This is a genomic window from Kribbella sp. NPDC031520, from assembly GCF_055580825.1.
The window spans coordinates 1,144,076-1,160,169 of the sequence record NZ_JBVIKS010000001.1; the positions used below are offsets into that span (position 1 = coordinate 1,144,076).

Here is a 16,094-nt window from a genome sequence, read left to right on the forward strand (position 1 = left end):
ACGATTCCGACGGAAGGTTGATCGTGACGGCTGTGGCGGCGCTGGCGAGGTACGCGCCTCGGTACCGGGTGGAGATCGGTGAGCCGGAGGGCTCCGAGTGGTTGCGGGTGGATCGCCTGCTGGAACCGGGCGGGCCCGAGCTGACCGAGCTGCTGAAGCGGGACGACGAGGCCAGTTGCCACCGTACGGCGCATGCGAACGCGCTCAGCATGATGTCGTTCTACGCCGGGCGGGCGCCCGCGACGGCGTTGCTGCTCTGGGCGCTGGACGGGCAGGTCCTCGACATCCGCCCGCAGAACCTGTGGGTACGCCCGCACGACGGCCACGGGATCGCGTCGGTCGCGATCCGCTCGGCCGAGTTCCTCCCGGGTGGGCTGGAGACGCTGTACGACGTCGTACTGCGCCAGCATCTGCTCCCGCTGTCCGAGGAGCTGCACCGGCGGACGCGGGCGGGGTTGCGGCAGGTGTACGGCGGGGTGGCGGCAGGCTGTGCGATGGGGTTCTGTGCTGCCACGCGTGAGGAGGTGACGGTCGAGCCGTCGTACCTGCTGGAGCGCTGGCGGACGTTCGTCGCGAACGCGCCGGGCGGGCTGGCGCGGCTGGGCGACGTGGAGGTGGCGGCCGGGAAGCTCGTCTACCTGCGGAACACCTGCTGCCTGTACTACACGAGCGACGCAGGCCAAGGCGCCCTCTGCGGCTCGTGCTGCCTCACCCCACGTGACGACCGCCTCACCGCCTACGAAGCCGGCCGCCCCATCCTGACCGTCTGACAACACAGCAAGAGCCGCTCCGGGAGACCGGAGCGGCTTTGCGGGAGACCTTGGGGTCAGCGGGTTTCGCGGTGGTCCGTGTGGTCGTTGCAGCGGTGGCAGTACTTCTTCAGCTCAAGACGGTCCGGGTCGTTGCGCCGGTTCTTCTTGGTGATGTAGTTCCGCTCCTTGCACACCGTGCACGCCAGCGTGATCTTCGGGCGGATGTCGGTCGACTTGGCCACTGCTACCTCTTCATGTAATGAGTACGCAACTTGGGTGATCGCACTCTCGAAAGTACTGAGTCGGTAGCGGGGGCGGGAGTCGAACCCGCGACACCACGATTATGAGCCGTGTGCTCTAACCACCTGAGCTACCCCGCCGGGTGAGTCGAACACCCCACCCGAAGGTGGGATGCCGTCCTCAGAGCCCCTTTACGGAATCGAACCGTAGACCTTCTCCTTACCATGGAGACGCTCTGCCGACTGAGCTAAAGGGGCGGGCCGAGGAGAGAGATTACACGGTCCCCCGGCCCGATGTGAAATCGAGTCAGGAGCGCCTTGCAGGCCCCTCAGTCCGTCCCGGAAAGCATACCGGGTCCCCGGCAGTGCTCCTGACCATTTTCCGGACCGATGTCGAGAACCTCCGGGCAGCTTCGTCATCAGGGCAGGACCTACGAAAGGAACAGTCATGTCCGAGACAGCCATGCCCATGCCCCCGGTCGTGTCAGCCGCGGAGTGGGAGCGGGCGCGCGCCGAACTGCTCGCCGCCGAGAAGGAGGCCACGCGCGCCGAGGACCGGTTGGCCGCGCAGCGGCGGCGGTTGCCGATGGTGGAGTTCGGCGAGTACACGTTCGCCGCGCCGGACGGCCCGGTGACGCTCCGCGAGCTCTTCGGCGACCAGCAGCAGCTCGCGCTCTACCAGTTCATGAACGCCGGCCCGGACAACTTCTGCCCCGGCTGCACGTACTTCACCAAGAACGTCACCAACCTGCCCGGTCTGGCGCGCAACGGAATCGCCTGGGCAACGGTTTCCGACATGCCGTTGGAGCAGATGGCCGGGTACTGGAAGCAGATGGGCTGGGAGCACATCCCGTTCGCGTCCTCGGCCGGTACGACGTTCTCCGCGGACTGCGGCGCCGGCGGCGGGTTCCTGCTGAACATGTTCTTCCGCGACGGCGACACCGTGTACCGGACGTACTCGACCGGTCAGCGCGGCGTCGACCGCCTGTTGTTCAGTACGGTCGTCAGCGACCTGGCGCCGTACGGCCGCCAGGAGGACTGGGAGGACTCCCCCAAAGGCTGGCCGCAGGAACCCACGTACGGCTAACTCCAGACCCGGCTCGGGATCAGCCCGGCGTAGTTCACCGCATCCTCTTCTCGCCGGCGGTTACCGGAACGGCCAGGCGGTTACCCGGGACGGGCGCGGGGCACGTCCCGTAGGCCGTGAACGCGAACGGCAGGTTGATCGTGCGATTGAAGTCGATCCGCACCGACCCGTCCTGCTGCACCGGCCCGGTCGTGACGACCCGCCAGGGCGCGGTCTCCTCGCCGTTCGTCTTGTCGTGGAACGAGACGTTGAGCCGGCTGTCGCCCGCAGCAGTCGCCACCAGCTCGTACGTCGTACCGCCCAGCGCGACGTGCACCGTGCCGACCGCGGTGACGTTCTGACGCAGGTCGCCGCGGGCGGTCGACACCTCAACCCGTTGCGCCTTCGCGTACGGACTGAAGTAGCCGGTGACGATCCACGAGTCGTCGAGCTGGTACGTCGGTACACCGCTGAAGCCCTGTCGCGTGGCGGCGTGCGGATCCCGTTGACGGACCGCGTACCGGCCGCCGCGGAGGACGAGTTCGGCCACGCGGTCGCCGTACTGGAGCCAGCTGAGCGATCCGGCTTCCGGAACGGTTGCGGAAACCGTTCCGTGTACGGGTTCACCGGCCAGGGTCAGTTCGCCGGAGGCCGCGGCGTACGCCTGCCCGGCCGTCCACCACTTTCCGGGCAGCCCGTCGATCGCGGTGGGCGCCGGTCGGAGCCAGTCGAACGCGACGATCGACAGCCAGCCGTAGTCGGTGTCGAGGTCCCGCTCACGGGCCGCGTGCCAGGTGTGCCAGTCCTGCTCGAGGTCGGAAACAACGGTCATGACGCTTTCCTCTGTTCGCGGTGGGCGACCTCGGAGCGGACCAGCGGGATGACGTGCCGGCCGAAGTCGATCGCGTCGTCGTAGATGTCGTAGCCGCGGGCCGAGAAGATCCGGATGCCGAGGTCGTAGTAGTCGAGCAGCGCGGCGGCAACGGTTTCCGGCGTTCCGACGAGTGCGGTGGAGTTTCCGCCGCCACCGGTCAGGCCGGTCGGCGCGGTCCACAGCGCCCGGTCGTGCCGGTCACCGGCCGCGACGGCCTTCAGCAACCGCTGCGATCCAGCGTTTTCCGGGGTTTTCGAGCGCAGCCGGGTACTCGCCGGAACGCCACCTGCCTGTACGTGCTTGATCCGGCCGAGAATGTTTTCCGCCTTTTCCCAAGCGAGTTCCTCGGTGGCCGCGATGATCGGCCGGAACGCGATCTGGATCGTCGGCCGATCGGCCCGTCCGGCCGCGGCCGCCGCGGCGTCGATGGTCGCGAGCTGTTCGCGGGTCCCGGCAAGCGGTTCGCCCCAGAGCGCGAAGATGTCCGCCTCGGCCGCGCCGACCTCGTACGCCGCCGCCGACGATCCGCCGAACGAGATCCGCGGCCGCGGCCGCTGGAGCGGCTTGATGTCGGCCAGGAACTGCTCGAACCGGTAGTGCTTTCCGTCGAAGTCGAACCGCTGGTCCGACGTCCAGGCCTGCTTGAGGATCTGGATGAACTCGCGCGTCCGCCCGTACCGGTCGTCCTTGGTCAGGAAGTCCCCCTCGGCGGCCTGGTCCGCGGTCGAGCCGCCGGTGATCACGTGCACCTCGAACCGGCCGTGGCTGAGGTGGTCCAGGGTCGCGAACGTTTTCGCGGTCAGCGTCGGGTAGGCGACGTTCGGCCGGTGGGCGACGACCAGGTTGATCCGGTCGGTGCGGCCGGCGACGTACGCCGCGACCTGAGCCGGGTCGGGTGAGCCGGAGTGGTACGCGAACAGGATCCGGTCCCATCCGTTGTCCTCGTGGGCACGGGCGAGCTTGGAGGTGTACTCCAGGTCCAGTGGTCCGCCGGTTCGCGGCGTCACCTCGCTGGCCGGGTTGGTCCCGGCGATGCCCAGGAACTCAACTGGCATGACGTTCTTCCTTCCGTACGGTGGGGGCGAGAAGTTCGAGCAGGTCCCGGGCGACGGCGTCGTTCTGCCGGAAACCGGGACCGTTGAAGTGCGGGCGGGAGAACCCGGACGATCCGGCCGAGCCGGACACGGACGGGCCGAGCAGGAACAGGTTTTCGTGGACCGAGCCGTCGGCACGGAGCGCGCGGCACCGGGAGTCGGCCTTGAGCTGCCCGCCGCCGAGGCTGGTGCCGTCGGACGCGAACAGTTCGTCCGCGGCGAGCGCACCGGACGCCAGCAGGCCGCGCAGCAACGGATCGGAGGCCGCGAGTACGTCGGGGCGCGGCAACCGGGCCTCGACGAACGCACGGGCGGTGATCTTCCCGGCCACACCGGGGCTCCGGGCAACGAACTGGTCGTTGTCGATAGCAACATCCAGGTCCGGACCGGCGAACCGGACGATGCCGGCGCGGTGCAACGCGAGCAACTCCTCCAGCCGCCGTGGCGGCGGCCCACTGGCCACGAACGAGAAGAACCCGTGCCACTCGCTCTCCACCCGCCGCACCCGGTCCTCGTCCGACAACTGCCCGTCGGTGATCGCCCGCGACAACACGCTGTAGACGCTCAGCAATGCGTTGAACACCGCCAGATCAGCCGAGTAGGACGAATCCGCCCGCCGCAACAGATCCGCCTCGATCAGCTCGACCATGAACCGCTCGAACCCGTCCCGCCCCTCGAAGAACAGTCCGTCCAACGGCCGATCCACCTCGCCCCGAACAAACCGATCCCCCGGATCGGGCACCGCTCCGGCAACAACCGCCGCAAACTCCGCATGGTTCTCGGGTGCTGCAGGCGTCCAGTTGTCCAGGGCCTTCGCGAACTCGGGCCAGGGCATGCGCACACGTTCGGGGTGGGCGGTGAACAGCTGCTTGTGGTGCGCGTAAGCCAACTCCTTCTCGATCAGCGGTAGTACGTCGCGATCGAAGTCGAGCGGCCCGTCTCCCAGCGCCTCCTTCGTCAGGTAGTGGGTGGGAACAGGTTTGGTGCCGGCGACCGTGTAGCCGAGTTTCGCGTGGTACGGGACGCCGCGGCGGGAGCCGACGTACAGGATCGGCTCGTCGCCGGACGGGTGGTACGTGAGCAGCCCGTCGCACTCGTCGTACCAGCCGCCGCGTCCCTCGGTGAGCAGCACCATCAGGTCGACGAACGCCTGACCGAACCCGCGCACGATCACCGGCGCCTGCGGCCACAACCCGTCCAGGTCGACATCCGCGGTGTACCCGGGCGGAATGTAGGTCAGCCCCGCGTCCGCGGCCTGCGCAGCCCAGGCGGATTCCGATGCCGTCGGCAACCGATCGAGGTAGCCGAGGGCAAGGACCACCGCATCGGCCGCGATCTCGGTCCCGGACTCCAGCACCACCCGCTGGTCCGCGGTGAGCTCGACGGCCCGCTCGCGGTGCGTGGTGACGGTCGCGGGGAGATCGCGGACGACGCGCTCCCACACCCACGCCAGGTACTCCGCCTGCACCAGCCGTGGCGGGAAGTCCATCGGCCCGGGCGGCTCCAACCCGGCCTGCTCGAGGATCACCGCACCCTCGCCGGCGACCCAGCTCGCCAGGTCCGGACCGGGCACGATCGGCCCCTCGCACTCGACCGACTCGTCGGTGAAGATCGTCACGTCCGACGTCATCGAGTTCATCCACAGCAGCCGGGACTGCTCCCGCCGCCAGATCCGCCCGCCGCCGGCCGGATACGGATCGACGACATGGATGTGTACGTCGCGACCGCCGAGCAACTCGTTCGCACTGGCCGCGAACCGCTCCAGCAACCCCACCGTCCGCGGTCCACCACCCACGAACACCACCGTCGCGGCCGGCCCCTTCCACGGACGCATCGCGGAAACCGTCATCGCGACAACCCAAGGTGATCGCGCAACGTCGTACCGCCGTACTCGGTCCGGAAGACGCCGTACTCGCGGAGCAGTGGGACGACCCGGTCGACGAAGTCGTCGAGACCGCCTGGGGTGAGATGCGGAACCAGTACGAAACCGTCTGCCGCGTTTTCCTGTACGTGCCGGTTGACCGCCTCGGCGACCGTGCTGGGCGAGCCGATGAACGTCTGCCGGTTCTGCTGGTTGATCACGGTCTGCCGCAACGACCACCCGTGCGCCTCGGCCTGCGCCCGCCATTCGGCAACGATCGGAAACGGGTCGTTGTACCCGACCCGCCCCTGCGTCACCGACGATCCGACCACCGGATCCTCGGCGGGCAACGGCCCGTCCGGGTCGTACGCCGACAGGTCCCGTCCCCACAGCAGTTCCGCCAGCACCAGCGCGGTCGGCCCGGAAACCTGCTGTTCGCGGATGTAGGCCGCCTTCTCGATCGCCTCGGCGTCCGTGTCCGCCACCACGACCGTGACCGCGGGCATGATCTTCAGCGAATCCTCGCCCCGGTCGTACTTCGCCAGTCTCGACTTCACGTCCTTGTAGAAGGTCTGCCCGGCCGCGAACGTCCCGTGCCGGCTGAAGATCACGTCCGCGCTCGCGGCGGCGAACTCCCGGCCTTCGTCGCTGTCACCGGCCTGGATGATCACCGGCCGGCCCTGCGGCGACGGCGGCAGTCCGAACCGCCCGCGGATGCTGAAGTGCGGGCCGTCGTCCGCGAAGGCCCCAGCGCCTTCGCGGGCGAACGTACCCGCCGCCTGGTCGAGGACGAGGTCGTCGCCGGTCCAGGAGTCCCAGAGTTTCCGCACGATCCGCAGCGATTCCTGGGCGCGGACGTACCGGTCGGCCTTGTCCAGGTAGCCGCCGCGGCGGAAGTTCTCGCCGGTGAACGCGTCCCAGGAGGTGACGACGTTCCAGGCCGCGCGGCCGCCGGACACGTGGTCGAGTGTGGCGAGCCGCTTCGCCAGTTCGTACGGCTCGTTGAAGGTCGAGTTGACGGTCGCGGCCAGGCCGAGGTGGGTGGTGACGGCCGCGAGCGCGCTGAGCACGGTCAGCGACTCGGGGCGGCCGACGACGTCGAGGTCGTGGAGCTTTCCGTTGACCTCGCGCAGCCGTAGCCCCTCGGCCAGGAAGAAGAAGTCGAAGGTTCCGCGTTCCGCCGTTTCCGCGAGTTTCCGGAACGAGGAAAACTCGATCTGCGATCCGGCCGCCGGATCGGACCACACCGTGGTGTTGTTGACGCCCGGGAAATGCGCGGCCAGGCGGATCTGCTTGGTCATCGCGTGCTCCCCGAAAACGTGTTCCGCGGTCGTCCCAACCCGAGCCGTCCGCGCAGACTCCCGCCCCGGTCCGCAGGCCCGACCAGCCCCCGCTCCCGTAGCGCCGGCAACAACTGGTCAGCAATCACCGGCACGTCCAGCTCGAGCGAAGCCGGCCGCAAATGCACCCCGTCGACACCGGCCGCCGCCCAGCCCTCAATCGCCGCCACCAGCCGGTGTACCCCATCGTCATCAGGCCGCACCTCCACAGACACCAGCACCACCGGACCACCCGATCCCCCACGAACCGCGCGGACCTGATCCGCCAGTTCGCCGGTGTCCAGCAGCAGCACCAGCTCCGCGTCAGCCGCCGCTTCCAGCGCTTCCGGCGTACGCACGAAGATCGCGGTCACCGGATGCCCCTGGGGTGGTCGCGGGACGATCGACGGACCCTTCACGGAGAACGTTGGCGACGAAAAGTCGACGTAGTGCAGCTTCTCCCGGTCGACGTACCGCCCGGTCGGGGCATCGCGGATGATCGCGCCGTCCTCCCACGAGTCCCACAGCCGCCGGCTGACGTCGACGACGTACCGCGCCTCCCGCCACGTCTCCGCCGCCGGCGCCGCCTCGCGCCGTCCGATCACCGCGGCCGCCGCAACAGACGTCGACACGTCGGCCACCCACCCCGCGCGACCGCCCGAGACGTGGTCGAGTGTCGCCACCGAGGCCTGTACATGGAACGGTTCCGTATGCGTCACCGTGATCGTCGGCAACAACCCGATCCGCTCGGTCACCGGAGCAACCCGCGCCGCCAGCCCGAGCGCGTCGAGCCGGATACTCACCCGGTCCCGGACGTCTTCCGGCGCCTCCAACGCGTCTGCGAACGTGACGAGATCGACTCCGGCCGCCTCCGCCCGCTGCGCCGCGCGCACTGCGAGCTCGCCGGTCAGCACTGCCCGTGGATCAACCTCTGCGCCGCGCCAGGCCGCTGGGTCCGCACCGGCCCCGTCGATCTCCAGCCCGACGATCATGACGCCACCTTCAGCGCCACCGGAATGTCCTTGACGAACGGCAGGGGCCCGACAGATTCCGGATCCGCCGCGGTGTCGAACTGCGGCTCGAACCCGGCCGCCAGATACAACCCCGCTGCCTCCGGCTGTCGCGGACCGGTCGTCAGGTACAGACGCCGATACCCAAGATCCGCCGCGACCGCCTCCAATTCGGCAAGCACCCGGCGACCGAGGCCCTGCCGTCGATGCAGTTGCGACGTCCACATCCGCTTCACCTCGGCGGTCTCGTCGTCGTACCGCCGGATCGCCCCGCCGGCAACCGTTTGACTGCCGTTCCGCAACAGCACGAACGCCCCACCGTGCTCGGCGTGAAAGTCCGACGGCGGTACTTCGGTCAGCTGGGTGTTCTCGTTCGACCGCCCGTACCGCGTGCTGTACTCGACGACGAGCTCCGCCAGCAACGGCGCCGCCTCAGGATCCTCCGGCCGTACCCGAACCGCCTCGACCGCACCCAACTGCAGCGGCGCGCTTTCCACCACCGAGGCGCCCTCGACAGTCGCGAGGAACGCCTCGGTCACCTGGTACAGCGGCACCGACGCAGCAGGATCGAGCAACAGCCCGCCACCGTCGTACAGGTGGATGTGCGAGGACAGTACGAACCACCCCTGACCGATCGCGCCCGCGCCGAGACTCGTGAGCACCGGCCGGAGCGCGTAGTCGATCACGAGCACGTGCGCCGGCGTGCCACCCGTTGCCAACGGCAACACTGTCTTGCCCTTCAGCGCGTACTGCGGCAGCAGGTCGAGGAACACCTTGAGCAGACCGGAGTACGCCGCCTTGTAGACAGGGGTCGTCACGACGACGGCGTCCGCGGCTTCCAGTACGGCAGCCGCCGAAGCGACCGCCGGGTGATCGGCCTGGCCGCGTAGCAGAGGCTCCGCAGGGAGGTCACGCAGCACGATCGGCGTCACAGTGTGCCCGTGGCTGATCAGCCGCTTGATGACATGGTCGAGAACCGCGTCGGTGCGCGACGGCACCGACGGACTACTGGAGATCGTTGCAATGGTCGCCATGAAGTTCTCCTATTTCTTCGGCAGGCCGGGCGGGTTGATCAGCGATTTCGGGACGGCCTCGGCCTGCAGACCCCATTTGGCCAGGACCCTGGCGTAGCTGCCGTCTGCGATGGCGGCGTTCAGCGCGTCCGCGAGCGGCTTGACGAGGCCGTTGTCCTTCTTCGTCGCGACCGCGACCAGGCCCTGGACCGGGTAGCCGGACGACACGGTGCCGACGATCTCCGTCTGGTGCTGGGTCGCCACGTGGTAGGAGGCGTTCGGGTTCGGGCCGAGGTACAGGTCGATCCGGCCGGACTGCAGCGCGAGGTAGGTGTCGGCGGACTGCTGGTAGTACTTGATGATCACGGGTTTGCGGCCGACCGCGACGTTCTGCTTGTTCCAGTCGACCAGGATCGCCTCCTGGAGCGTTCCGGAGCCGACGGCAACAGTCCTGCCGGCGACGTCGGCCGGACCGGTCACCTTCAGGCCCGAGCCCTTCCTAGCCTCGAACGCGTGCAGCCCGAGCCGGTACGACGCGAAGTCGTACTTCTCCTTACGCAGCTCGGAAACGCCGATGTTCGAGATTCCGACCTGGTACTTCCCGGAGTCCAGCCCGAGGAACAGGTTCTCCCAGCTGGTCGTCTCGATGTCGGGTTTCAGCCCGAGCACGCTCGCGACCAGGTACGCGATGTCGATCTCGACACCGATCGGTGTCTTGTTGTCGTCGGCGGTGAACCCGAGTGGCGGCTGCCCGCCACCCGCCGATCCGTTGCCGACCACCAGCGTCCCGGACTCCCGCACCGCCGCCGGCAGCTCCGCGGCAATCGAGCCCACCTTCGCAGACGTGACATGCGTCTGCTTCGCCGACGTATCGAACACGACATCGGAGGCCTTCGAGGACGTACTGGTCTGAGGATCGGCACAGGCACTCAGTAGAAGAACAACTGCCGACACCAGCATCAAGCGTTTTCTCATCAGTTGTCCTCAGCTAGTGAGTGGGAGACCGGGTGGGTTGATTTCGGACTTGTCGACCGCCTCGTTGGAGACGTTCCAGCGGGACAGGACCTTGGCGTAGCTGCCGTCCGCGACCACGGCGTTCAGCGCCGCTTGGTATGCCCGTACCAGTCCGTCGTCCTTCTTGGTGGTGGCCGCGATCAGCCCCTGCAGCGTCGGTCCGGCGCCGGAGAACTTTCCGATCGTTTCCGTCTCGCCGGACGTCTTGACGTGGTAGGCGACCGACGGGTTCGGGCCGAAGTACGCATCGATCCGCCCGGAGCTCAGCGCCAGGTAGGTGTCGGTGTTCTTCTGGAAGTACTTGATGGTTGCCGCCGGCAACCCGGCCTTGATGTTCGCCTCGTTCCAGTCGACCAGGATCTTCTCCTGGTTCGTTCCGGACCCGACCGCGATCGTCTTCCCGGCGATGTCCTTGCCGCTGGTCACCCGCCAGGTGGCACCCTTCTTCGCCTCGAACGCGATGTCGTCCTTGCGGTACGTCGCGAAGTCGTACTTCTGCTTGCGCTTCTCGGTCACCGTGATGTTCGAGAACCCGACGTCGTACTTCGCCGAGTCGAGGCCGACGAACAGGTTCTCCCAGCTCGTCACCTCGATCTCCGGCTTCAGCCCGAGCGCCTCCGCGACCAGGTACGCGATGTCGACCTCCAGCCCGATCGGCGTCTTGTTGTCGTCGGCGTAGAACCCGAGCGGCACGCTCCCGCTGCCGAACCCGGCGCCGACCACCAACGTGCCGCGGTCGCGGACCTCGGCCGGCAACAGCGCGGCGGCCGCGTCGTTCTTCGTCGTGGTCACCCGGTTCTGCGAAGCGGACGTGTTCACACCGGTATCGGAGGACGAGGCGGCTGTCGCCTGCGATCCGCAACCGACAAGCGTCAGCAACGCAAGGGAAAGGACTAGAAACCGTTTCATCAGTCAGAGCACCTTCGAGATGAACGCGCGAGTGCGTTCGTGGACAGGGTTGTCGAGCACCTCGCGCGGCGGACCCGACTCGACGATCCGGCCGCCGTCGATGAAGACCACCGTGTCGGCGATCTCCCGCGCGAAACCGATCTCGTGGGTGACGACGACCATCGTGGCGCCGTCGCGGGCGAGTTCCTTGATCACGTCGAGGACCTCGCCGACGAGTTCCGGGTCGAGCGCGCTGGTCGGCTCGTCGAACAACAGCACCTTCGGTTTCAGCGCCAGCGCCCGCGCGATCGCGACCCGCTGCTGCTGGCCGCCGGACAGCTGCCGCGGGTACGCGTCGGCCTTGTCGCCGACACCGACCCGCTCCAGCAGTTCCCGGGCGTACGCCTGGACCTCGCCGCGCTTGCGCCGCTGCGCCGACACCGGCGCCTCGACAACGTTTTCCAGCACGGTCAGGTGCGCGAACAGGTTGAACGTCTGGAACACGAACCCGACCTGCGAGCGCTGCCGGAGGATCTCCCGCTCGCGCAGTTCGTGCAGCTTGTCGCCGCGCCGTCGGTACCCGATCAGCTCGCCGTCGATCCGGATCAGCCCGCGGTCCACCTTCTCCAGATGGTTGATCGCGCGCAGCAGCGTGGACTTCCCGGACCCGGACGGTCCGAGGATCACGGTCACGTCGCCGGCCGGTACCTGGAGGTCGATCCCCTTCAGTACTTCGAGATCCCCGAAGCTCTTGTGTACTCCCCGGACGTCGATCATCGCGTCGTACCCCGCGCGAACCGGCGCTCAACGTAGTACTGCACGATTGACAGCAACGTGGTCAGCACGATGTACCAGACCGTGGCGACCATCAGCAGCGGTACGACCCGGCTGTTCCGGCCGTAGATCACCTGCACCTGGTAGAAGAGTTCCGGGATCGCCATCACCGAGACGATCGAGGTGCCCTTGAACAGGCTGATCACCTCGTTCGCGCCGTTCGGCAGGATCGAGCGCATCGCCTGCGGCAACACGATCCGGAAGAACTGCCGCAGTTTCGGAATCCCGAGCGCGGCAGCCGCCTCGGTCTGCCGACCGTCCACGGAAATGATTCCGCCCCGGATGATCTCCGCGGCGTACGCCGCCTGGTGCAGCGCCAGCCCGAGTACGGCGGCGCCGAGCGGGCCGAACAGGTTGTTCGTACTGAAGTGCACGAACTCCGGGCCGAACGGGATGCCCAGGCTCAGTTCCTTGTACAGATAGGCGATGTTGAACCAGAACAGCAGCTGCACGATCAACGGGATCGAACGGAACGCCCAGATGTAGCCCCAGGCAACTACTTGCAGGAACGGGCTGCTGGACAGGCGCATCGACGCGAGGACGGCGCCGAGCACGAAGCCGAGCACCGTTCCGTACACGGTCAGCTGCACGGTCACCCAGAGCGCGGAGAAGATCGTGCGGGTGGCGAAGAACTGGAAGAAGGTCGGCCAGTCCCAGCCCGGGTTGGTGGCGAGTCCGTGCACGAACATCGCGAGCAGGACGAGTACGGCGGCGACACCGACCCAGCGCCACGGGTGCCGGCGAGCGACGACGGGCAGCTCGGACTCGGGCAGTACGGCGGTGGCAGGTGGTCCGGTCGTTCCGGACGCAGGCGTGACTGAAGTAGTGGACACGATGACTCCCTGGCGGTGGGCAGGCTTCGCGGGCCCTTCGGCGGCGAAGGGCAGCAGCGGGTGACGGTGCGGGTACGACGGCTCAGGTCAGCGTGGACAGAGCGCGCTGGAGACCCGGAGCAGGTCGATGTGGAGGCGGTAGTACGGCGGCTTGCGCGTCATGCCCGTCCCCTCTCGTCGGTCGTGTCATTTCAGTATGGGACGGGTTCGAAAGAATAGTAAGTGGGTCGACAAAGCTCTCAATATCTGGACGGGCTATGCCGGTCCAGAGGGGCTGCTCCGCGCCAACCGCCGGGTGATCCGTGTCACGCATCCGGCGCCGTTCCTACCCGCCGCGATCACGCCTGAGCATCGACCACGCGGCAGGACGCCCTCACTGAGCGTGGCCGATTTCGTTGAACTTTCCGCAACCTGTGTTTGAGGCGGCCGTGACCTCGTCGTTATGGTCTTTCAGTCGCCGTACCCCCTCAACGGCGTACCGCCGCCCCTCCCCTTTCTCCCCTCCCCGGAAGGCTTCTCGTGCCCACTCACCAAGACGCGCCGAACACAGATCGGCAGGCGTCCAGTCGTCCGGCTGCTCCGCGCCGGGTGGCCAAGCACCGTTTCTCCCGTCGCGGCTTCACCCGCCGTAATCAGCTCATCGGTCTGACCGCCGCCCTGGCGGCCGCGGCCGGCACCACTACCGTCGCGCTCAGCTCGGCCGCCTCCGGCTCGGACACCCCGAACGCCGGCACCGGTCTGAGCCAGGCCCAGGCCGACGCCCTGGTCGCCGCTCGGGTCAACCGCCGCGACCTCGGCTCCCGGGACGCGTCCCGGATCGACCTGTCGCTCGACTCGGCGCAGAAGGCGGCCGCCTCGACCGCGGCGAGGGAGCGCGCCGAGAAGCTGGCCGCGAACGCGACGCTGACGCAGCGCCGGGCGCTCGCCCTGGCCGCCGCCAAGGCGGCCGCGGCGAAGAAGACGGCCGACAGCGCCAAGGCCCTTGCCGCAGCGAAGGCGGCAGCCGCCAAGGTCGCCGCGATCGCGAAGGCTGCCGCGCCGAAGATCGTGCTGCCGACCACCGGCTACCACCTGACCGCCCGCTTCAACCAGGCCGGCGGCCGCTGGGCGCACAACCACACCGGCCTCGACTTCGCGGCCCCGATGGGTACGCCGGTGCTGTCCGTGATGGCCGGCGAGGTCATCCAGGCCGACTGGGAAGGCGCGTACGGACGCCAGGTGAAGGTCCGGCACGCCGACGGCACGGTCACGTCGTACAGCCACATGTCCGAGTTCGACGTCTCCGTCGGCGACTCGGTCGAGGCCGGCTCGATGGTCGGCAGGATCGGCATGACCGGCAACACCACCGGCCCGCACGTCCACTTCGAGGTCCTCCCCGGCGGCGGCGCCCCCATCGACCCCGAACCCTGGCTCCGCGCCCACGGCCTCAACCCGTAACCGCAAACCCTCCCCCGCACGTCGAAGCGGGTTCCAGAAACCTCAGTCGTTAGAGGGTTTTGGCCATGTCGAGGGCGTCTACCGGTGCGCCTTCGATGAGGAATTCGGCGGGGTGGATGCCTTCTACTACGTAGCCGTGGCGTTCGTAGAGGTGGCGGGCGTTTTCGTTGACGTGGTGGACGTGGAGGCTGATCTTGCGGGCGCCGCGGCGGCGGGCCTCTTCGGTGACGGCGTCCATCAGCGCGTTGGCGACGCCGAGGCGGCGTGCGTCCGGGGCGACCGCGATGCCGTTGATCGCGAGCACCCCGGCGCCCTCCGGGAACGGGTACTTGTCCTGCAGTCGCACATATCCGGCCAGCTTCCCGTCGTACTCCGCGACCAGGTGTGCCTCCGGCCCGCTCCGGGTGAAGAACGTGTCCTGCAGGGTCTCGCGGTACGACGGGAACCCGGACGTGGCGTCCCACGCGACGCGTTCGATCGCGAGCAGGGCCGCGTCGTCCTCGTCGACAGCCTGACGTACGGTCACCCGGTGGTCGCCTGAACGGCGCTCGTCACTCACCGGACCATCCTCGCCCGCCCACCGGGCCAGCTGCCTGCCGGGTCAGGGTTTCGAAAACGTAGAGGAAACGGCAGACGCTGCGGCAACATCGCCTCGGATGGACTGTCGGCATGCTGACCAGTCGAAACCGTCTTCGCGAACGCCGGCTGAGCATCCTTTCCGGGTTCGCAATTGTTGCCGCCGTCATCGGTCTCACCATGGCCGCGTGTTCGGCGGTCTCGGCCCAGAACGAGCCCAAGAACACATCGACATCCAAGAACACATCGACATCCAGGAGCACCTCGACCGGAGCGGCCCCTACCCACAAGGGCCCGCCGAACGCGGAGGACGGCGTACTGCCCGACCACACGTCCGCGTACGACACCGACCTGCCCGGGATCGCAAAGCTCGATCCCGCATTGCGCCACGCGGTGCAGCAGGCCGAGACCGCGATGAAGGCGGACGGCATCCGGATGCAGGTCACCAGCGGATGGCGGAGCAGGAAGTACCAGGAAGAGCTGCTGCAGAAGGCGATCATCAAGTACGGCAGCAGGAAGAAGGCACTCGAGTACGTCGCCGATCCGACCGAATCGCACCACCTCACCGGCCATGCGGTCGACATCGGCCCGACCGACGCCGACCACTGGCTGCAGCGCAAAGGCAACCGGTACGGCCTGTGCCGCACCTACACCAACGAAATCTGGCACTTCGAACTCAGCACCACTCCCGGCGGCACCTGCCCGGCGATGACCGACCCGACGCGTTAGCGCGGTTCTTCCGGGGGATCCGGGAGTTCGGCGAGCGGACGTTGGGACCAGGCGACGTCGTGCCAGCTGTCGTGTTTCCAGCCGATGTTGCGATAGACGCCGATCGGCTCGAAGCCGAGCGACTTGTGCAGGGCTTCGCTCGCGGGGTTCGGCAGCGTCACGCCGGCGACGGCGGTGCGGTAGCCGCGGGCGATCAGCCGCTCGAAGAGGGCGTCGTACAGTTTGCGGCCCGCGCCGGTGCGGTGATGGGTGGGGCTGACGTAGACGCTGACCTCGCAGGACCAGCGGTACGCGGGCCGCGGTTTCATCGGGCCGCCGTACGCGTACCCGACGACCTGGCCGTCGTCCTCGAGGACCAGCCAGGCGTGGGTGGCGACGGCCTTCGCGATCCGTTCGGCCATCTCGGCGGGCGCCGGCGGCTCGAGCTCGAACGTGATCGCGGTGCCGGTGACGAAGGGCGCGTAGATCGCCGCGCAGGCCTCGGCATCCGCGGCCGAGGCGTCTCTGATCAGAACCATGCCACGATAGTAGCTACATCGGCCGCTATAGTGGCAA

18 protein-coding genes and 2 tRNA genes are annotated in these 16,094 nt (G+C 68.1%); 4 read left to right on the forward strand and 16 right to left on the reverse strand.

Annotated elements, in window-relative coordinates; translation table 11 throughout:
- The first annotated feature begins 23 nt into the window (after positions 1-23).
- On the forward strand, positions 24-770 hold the full coding sequence (locus ACZ5BU_RS05725) for a (2Fe-2S)-binding protein (protein ID WP_465695807.1): 747 nt from the start codon (positions 24-26) through the stop codon (positions 768-770).
- A 56-nt stretch (positions 771-826) separates the two neighbouring features.
- Here the strand turns inward: ACZ5BU_RS05725 and rpmG are convergent, their stop codons facing one another.
- The 3 genes from rpmG to ACZ5BU_RS05740 form a co-directional block, all read right to left on the reverse strand.
- Positions 827-994, reverse strand: a complete 168-nt coding sequence (gene rpmG, locus ACZ5BU_RS05730) for a 50S ribosomal protein L33 (RefSeq protein WP_130384703.1) — start codon at positions 992-994, stop codon at positions 827-829.
- 64 nt (positions 995-1,058) lie between these two features.
- Positions 1,059-1,132 (reverse strand) — tRNA-Met (locus tag ACZ5BU_RS05735).
- A 44-nt stretch (positions 1,133-1,176) separates the two neighbouring features.
- Positions 1,177-1,249: transfer RNA gene (locus tag ACZ5BU_RS05740), tRNA-Thr, on the reverse strand.
- A gap of 190 nt (positions 1,250-1,439) precedes the next feature.
- Here ACZ5BU_RS05740 and ACZ5BU_RS05745 point away from each other — a divergent pair.
- Positions 1,440-2,078, forward strand: coding sequence for a DUF899 family protein (locus tag ACZ5BU_RS05745; RefSeq protein WP_465695808.1), 639 nt, complete (start codon positions 1,440-1,442; stop codon positions 2,076-2,078).
- A 34-nt stretch (positions 2,079-2,112) separates the two neighbouring features.
- Here the strand turns inward: ACZ5BU_RS05745 and ACZ5BU_RS05750 are convergent, their stop codons facing one another.
- The 11 genes from ACZ5BU_RS05750 to ACZ5BU_RS05800 form a co-directional block, all read right to left on the reverse strand.
- The gene (locus ACZ5BU_RS05750; protein WP_465695810.1) at positions 2,113-2,889 is read right to left on the reverse strand and encodes a DUF1684 domain-containing protein; all 777 of its coding nucleotides are present in this window, start codon (positions 2,887-2,889) and stop codon (positions 2,113-2,115) included.
- Positions 2,886-3,986, reverse strand: coding sequence for an LLM class flavin-dependent oxidoreductase (locus ACZ5BU_RS05755; RefSeq protein ID WP_465695811.1), 1,101 nt, complete (start codon positions 3,984-3,986; stop codon positions 2,886-2,888). Before ACZ5BU_RS05755 ends, ACZ5BU_RS05750 begins: the two co-directional genes overlap by 4 nt.
- Complete coding sequence (locus ACZ5BU_RS05760) at positions 3,976-5,859, reverse strand: FAD/NAD(P)-binding protein (protein ID WP_465695812.1); 1,884 nt, start codon at positions 5,857-5,859, stop codon at positions 3,976-3,978. The genes ACZ5BU_RS05755 and ACZ5BU_RS05760 overlap by 11 nt, the downstream gene beginning before the upstream one ends.
- An 11-nt stretch (positions 5,860-5,870) precedes the next feature.
- A complete protein-coding gene (locus tag ACZ5BU_RS05765) occupies positions 5,871-7,187 on the reverse strand; it encodes an NtaA/DmoA family FMN-dependent monooxygenase (RefSeq protein ID WP_465695814.1) in 1,317 nt (438 codons plus the stop codon).
- Positions 7,184-8,197 carry an LLM class flavin-dependent oxidoreductase gene (locus ACZ5BU_RS05770; protein WP_465695815.1) on the reverse strand — a complete coding sequence of 338 codons (1,014 nt, stop codon included), beginning with the start codon at positions 8,195-8,197 and terminating at the stop codon, positions 7,184-7,186. Before ACZ5BU_RS05770 ends, ACZ5BU_RS05765 begins: the two co-directional genes overlap by 4 nt.
- Positions 8,194-9,249: an NADPH-dependent FMN reductase gene (gene ssuE / locus ACZ5BU_RS05775; protein ID WP_465695816.1), complete on the reverse strand. Its 1,056-nt coding sequence runs from the start codon at positions 9,247-9,249 to the stop codon at positions 8,194-8,196. The genes ACZ5BU_RS05770 and ssuE overlap by 4 nt, the downstream gene beginning before the upstream one ends.
- A 9-nt stretch (positions 9,250-9,258) precedes the next feature.
- On the reverse strand, positions 9,259-10,203 hold the full coding sequence (locus ACZ5BU_RS05780; RefSeq protein ID WP_465695818.1) for an ABC transporter substrate-binding protein: 945 nt from the start codon (positions 10,201-10,203) through the stop codon (positions 9,259-9,261).
- Positions 10,204-10,212: 9 nt separating this feature from the next.
- The gene (locus ACZ5BU_RS05785) at positions 10,213-11,061 is read right to left on the reverse strand and encodes an ABC transporter substrate-binding protein (protein WP_465695819.1); all 849 of its coding nucleotides are present in this window, start codon (positions 11,059-11,061) and stop codon (positions 10,213-10,215) included.
- 93 nt (positions 11,062-11,154) lie between these two features.
- Complete coding sequence (locus ACZ5BU_RS05790) at positions 11,155-11,907, reverse strand: amino acid ABC transporter ATP-binding protein (protein WP_465695820.1); 753 nt, start codon at positions 11,905-11,907, stop codon at positions 11,155-11,157.
- The gene (locus ACZ5BU_RS05795) at positions 11,904-12,797 is read right to left on the reverse strand and encodes an amino acid ABC transporter permease (RefSeq protein WP_465695821.1); all 894 of its coding nucleotides are present in this window, start codon (positions 12,795-12,797) and stop codon (positions 11,904-11,906) included. Before ACZ5BU_RS05795 ends, ACZ5BU_RS05790 begins: the two co-directional genes overlap by 4 nt.
- 87 nt (positions 12,798-12,884) lie before the next feature.
- On the reverse strand, positions 12,885-12,959 hold the full coding sequence (locus ACZ5BU_RS05800; protein ID WP_420488556.1) for a putative leader peptide: 75 nt from the start codon (positions 12,957-12,959) through the stop codon (positions 12,885-12,887).
- Between the two features lie 357 nt (positions 12,960-13,316).
- On the opposite strand from ACZ5BU_RS05800, the gene ACZ5BU_RS05805 reads away from it, so the two are divergent.
- Positions 13,317-14,234, forward strand: coding sequence for a M23 family metallopeptidase (locus ACZ5BU_RS05805; protein ID WP_465695823.1), 918 nt, complete (start codon positions 13,317-13,319; stop codon positions 14,232-14,234).
- A 49-nt stretch (positions 14,235-14,283) separates the two neighbouring features.
- Here ACZ5BU_RS05805 and ACZ5BU_RS05810 read toward each other — a convergent pair whose 3' ends face one another.
- Positions 14,284-14,793, reverse strand: a complete 510-nt coding sequence (locus ACZ5BU_RS05810) for a GNAT family N-acetyltransferase (RefSeq protein WP_465695824.1) — start codon at positions 14,791-14,793, stop codon at positions 14,284-14,286.
- A gap of 110 nt (positions 14,794-14,903) precedes the next feature.
- Here ACZ5BU_RS05810 and ACZ5BU_RS05815 point away from each other — a divergent pair, with 110 nt between their 5' ends.
- Positions 14,904-15,539, forward strand: a complete 636-nt coding sequence (locus ACZ5BU_RS05815; RefSeq protein ID WP_465695825.1) for a M15 family metallopeptidase — start codon at positions 14,904-14,906, stop codon at positions 15,537-15,539.
- Here the strand turns inward: ACZ5BU_RS05815 and ACZ5BU_RS05820 are convergent.
- Positions 15,536-16,057, reverse strand: coding sequence for a GNAT family N-acetyltransferase (locus ACZ5BU_RS05820; protein ID WP_465695827.1), 522 nt, complete (start codon positions 16,055-16,057; stop codon positions 15,536-15,538). The genes ACZ5BU_RS05815 and ACZ5BU_RS05820 overlap by 4 nt on opposite strands.
- Positions 16,058-16,094: the final 37 nt, after the last annotated feature.

Bases quoted from the DNA above. Each gene is read 5' to 3' on its own strand.
- ACZ5BU_RS05780 (WP_465695818.1), bottom strand. From the start codon at position 10,203: ATGAGAAAACGCTTGATGCTGGTGTCGGCAGTTGTTCTTCTACTGAGT.
- ssuE (WP_465695816.1), bottom strand. From the start codon at position 9,249: ATGGCGACCATTGCAACGATCTCCAGTAGTCCGTCGGTGCCGTCGCGC.
- ACZ5BU_RS05750 (WP_465695810.1), bottom strand. From the start codon at position 2,889: ATGACCGTTGTTTCCGACCTCGAGCAGGACTGGCACACCTGGCACGCG.
- ACZ5BU_RS05760 (WP_465695812.1), bottom strand. From the start codon at position 5,859: ATGCGTCCGTGGAAGGGGCCGGCCGCGACGGTGGTGTTCGTGGGTGGT.
- ACZ5BU_RS05755 (WP_465695811.1), bottom strand. From the start codon at position 3,986: ATGCCAGTTGAGTTCCTGGGCATCGCCGGGACCAACCCGGCCAGCGAG.
- ACZ5BU_RS05770 (WP_465695815.1), bottom strand. From the start codon at position 8,197: ATGATCGTCGGGCTGGAGATCGACGGGGCCGGTGCGGACCCAGCGGCC.
- ACZ5BU_RS05745 (WP_465695808.1), top strand. From the start codon at position 1,440: ATGTCCGAGACAGCCATGCCCATGCCCCCGGTCGTGTCAGCCGCGGAG.
- ACZ5BU_RS05820 (WP_465695827.1), bottom strand. From the start codon at position 16,057: ATGGTTCTGATCAGAGACGCCTCGGCCGCGGATGCCGAGGCCTGCGCG.
- ACZ5BU_RS05815 (WP_465695825.1), top strand. From the start codon at position 14,904: ATGCTGACCAGTCGAAACCGTCTTCGCGAACGCCGGCTGAGCATCCTT.
- ACZ5BU_RS05790 (WP_465695820.1), bottom strand. From the start codon at position 11,907: ATGATCGACGTCCGGGGAGTACACAAGAGCTTCGGGGATCTCGAAGTA.
- ACZ5BU_RS05765 (WP_465695814.1), bottom strand. From the start codon at position 7,187: ATGACCAAGCAGATCCGCCTGGCCGCGCATTTCCCGGGCGTCAACAAC.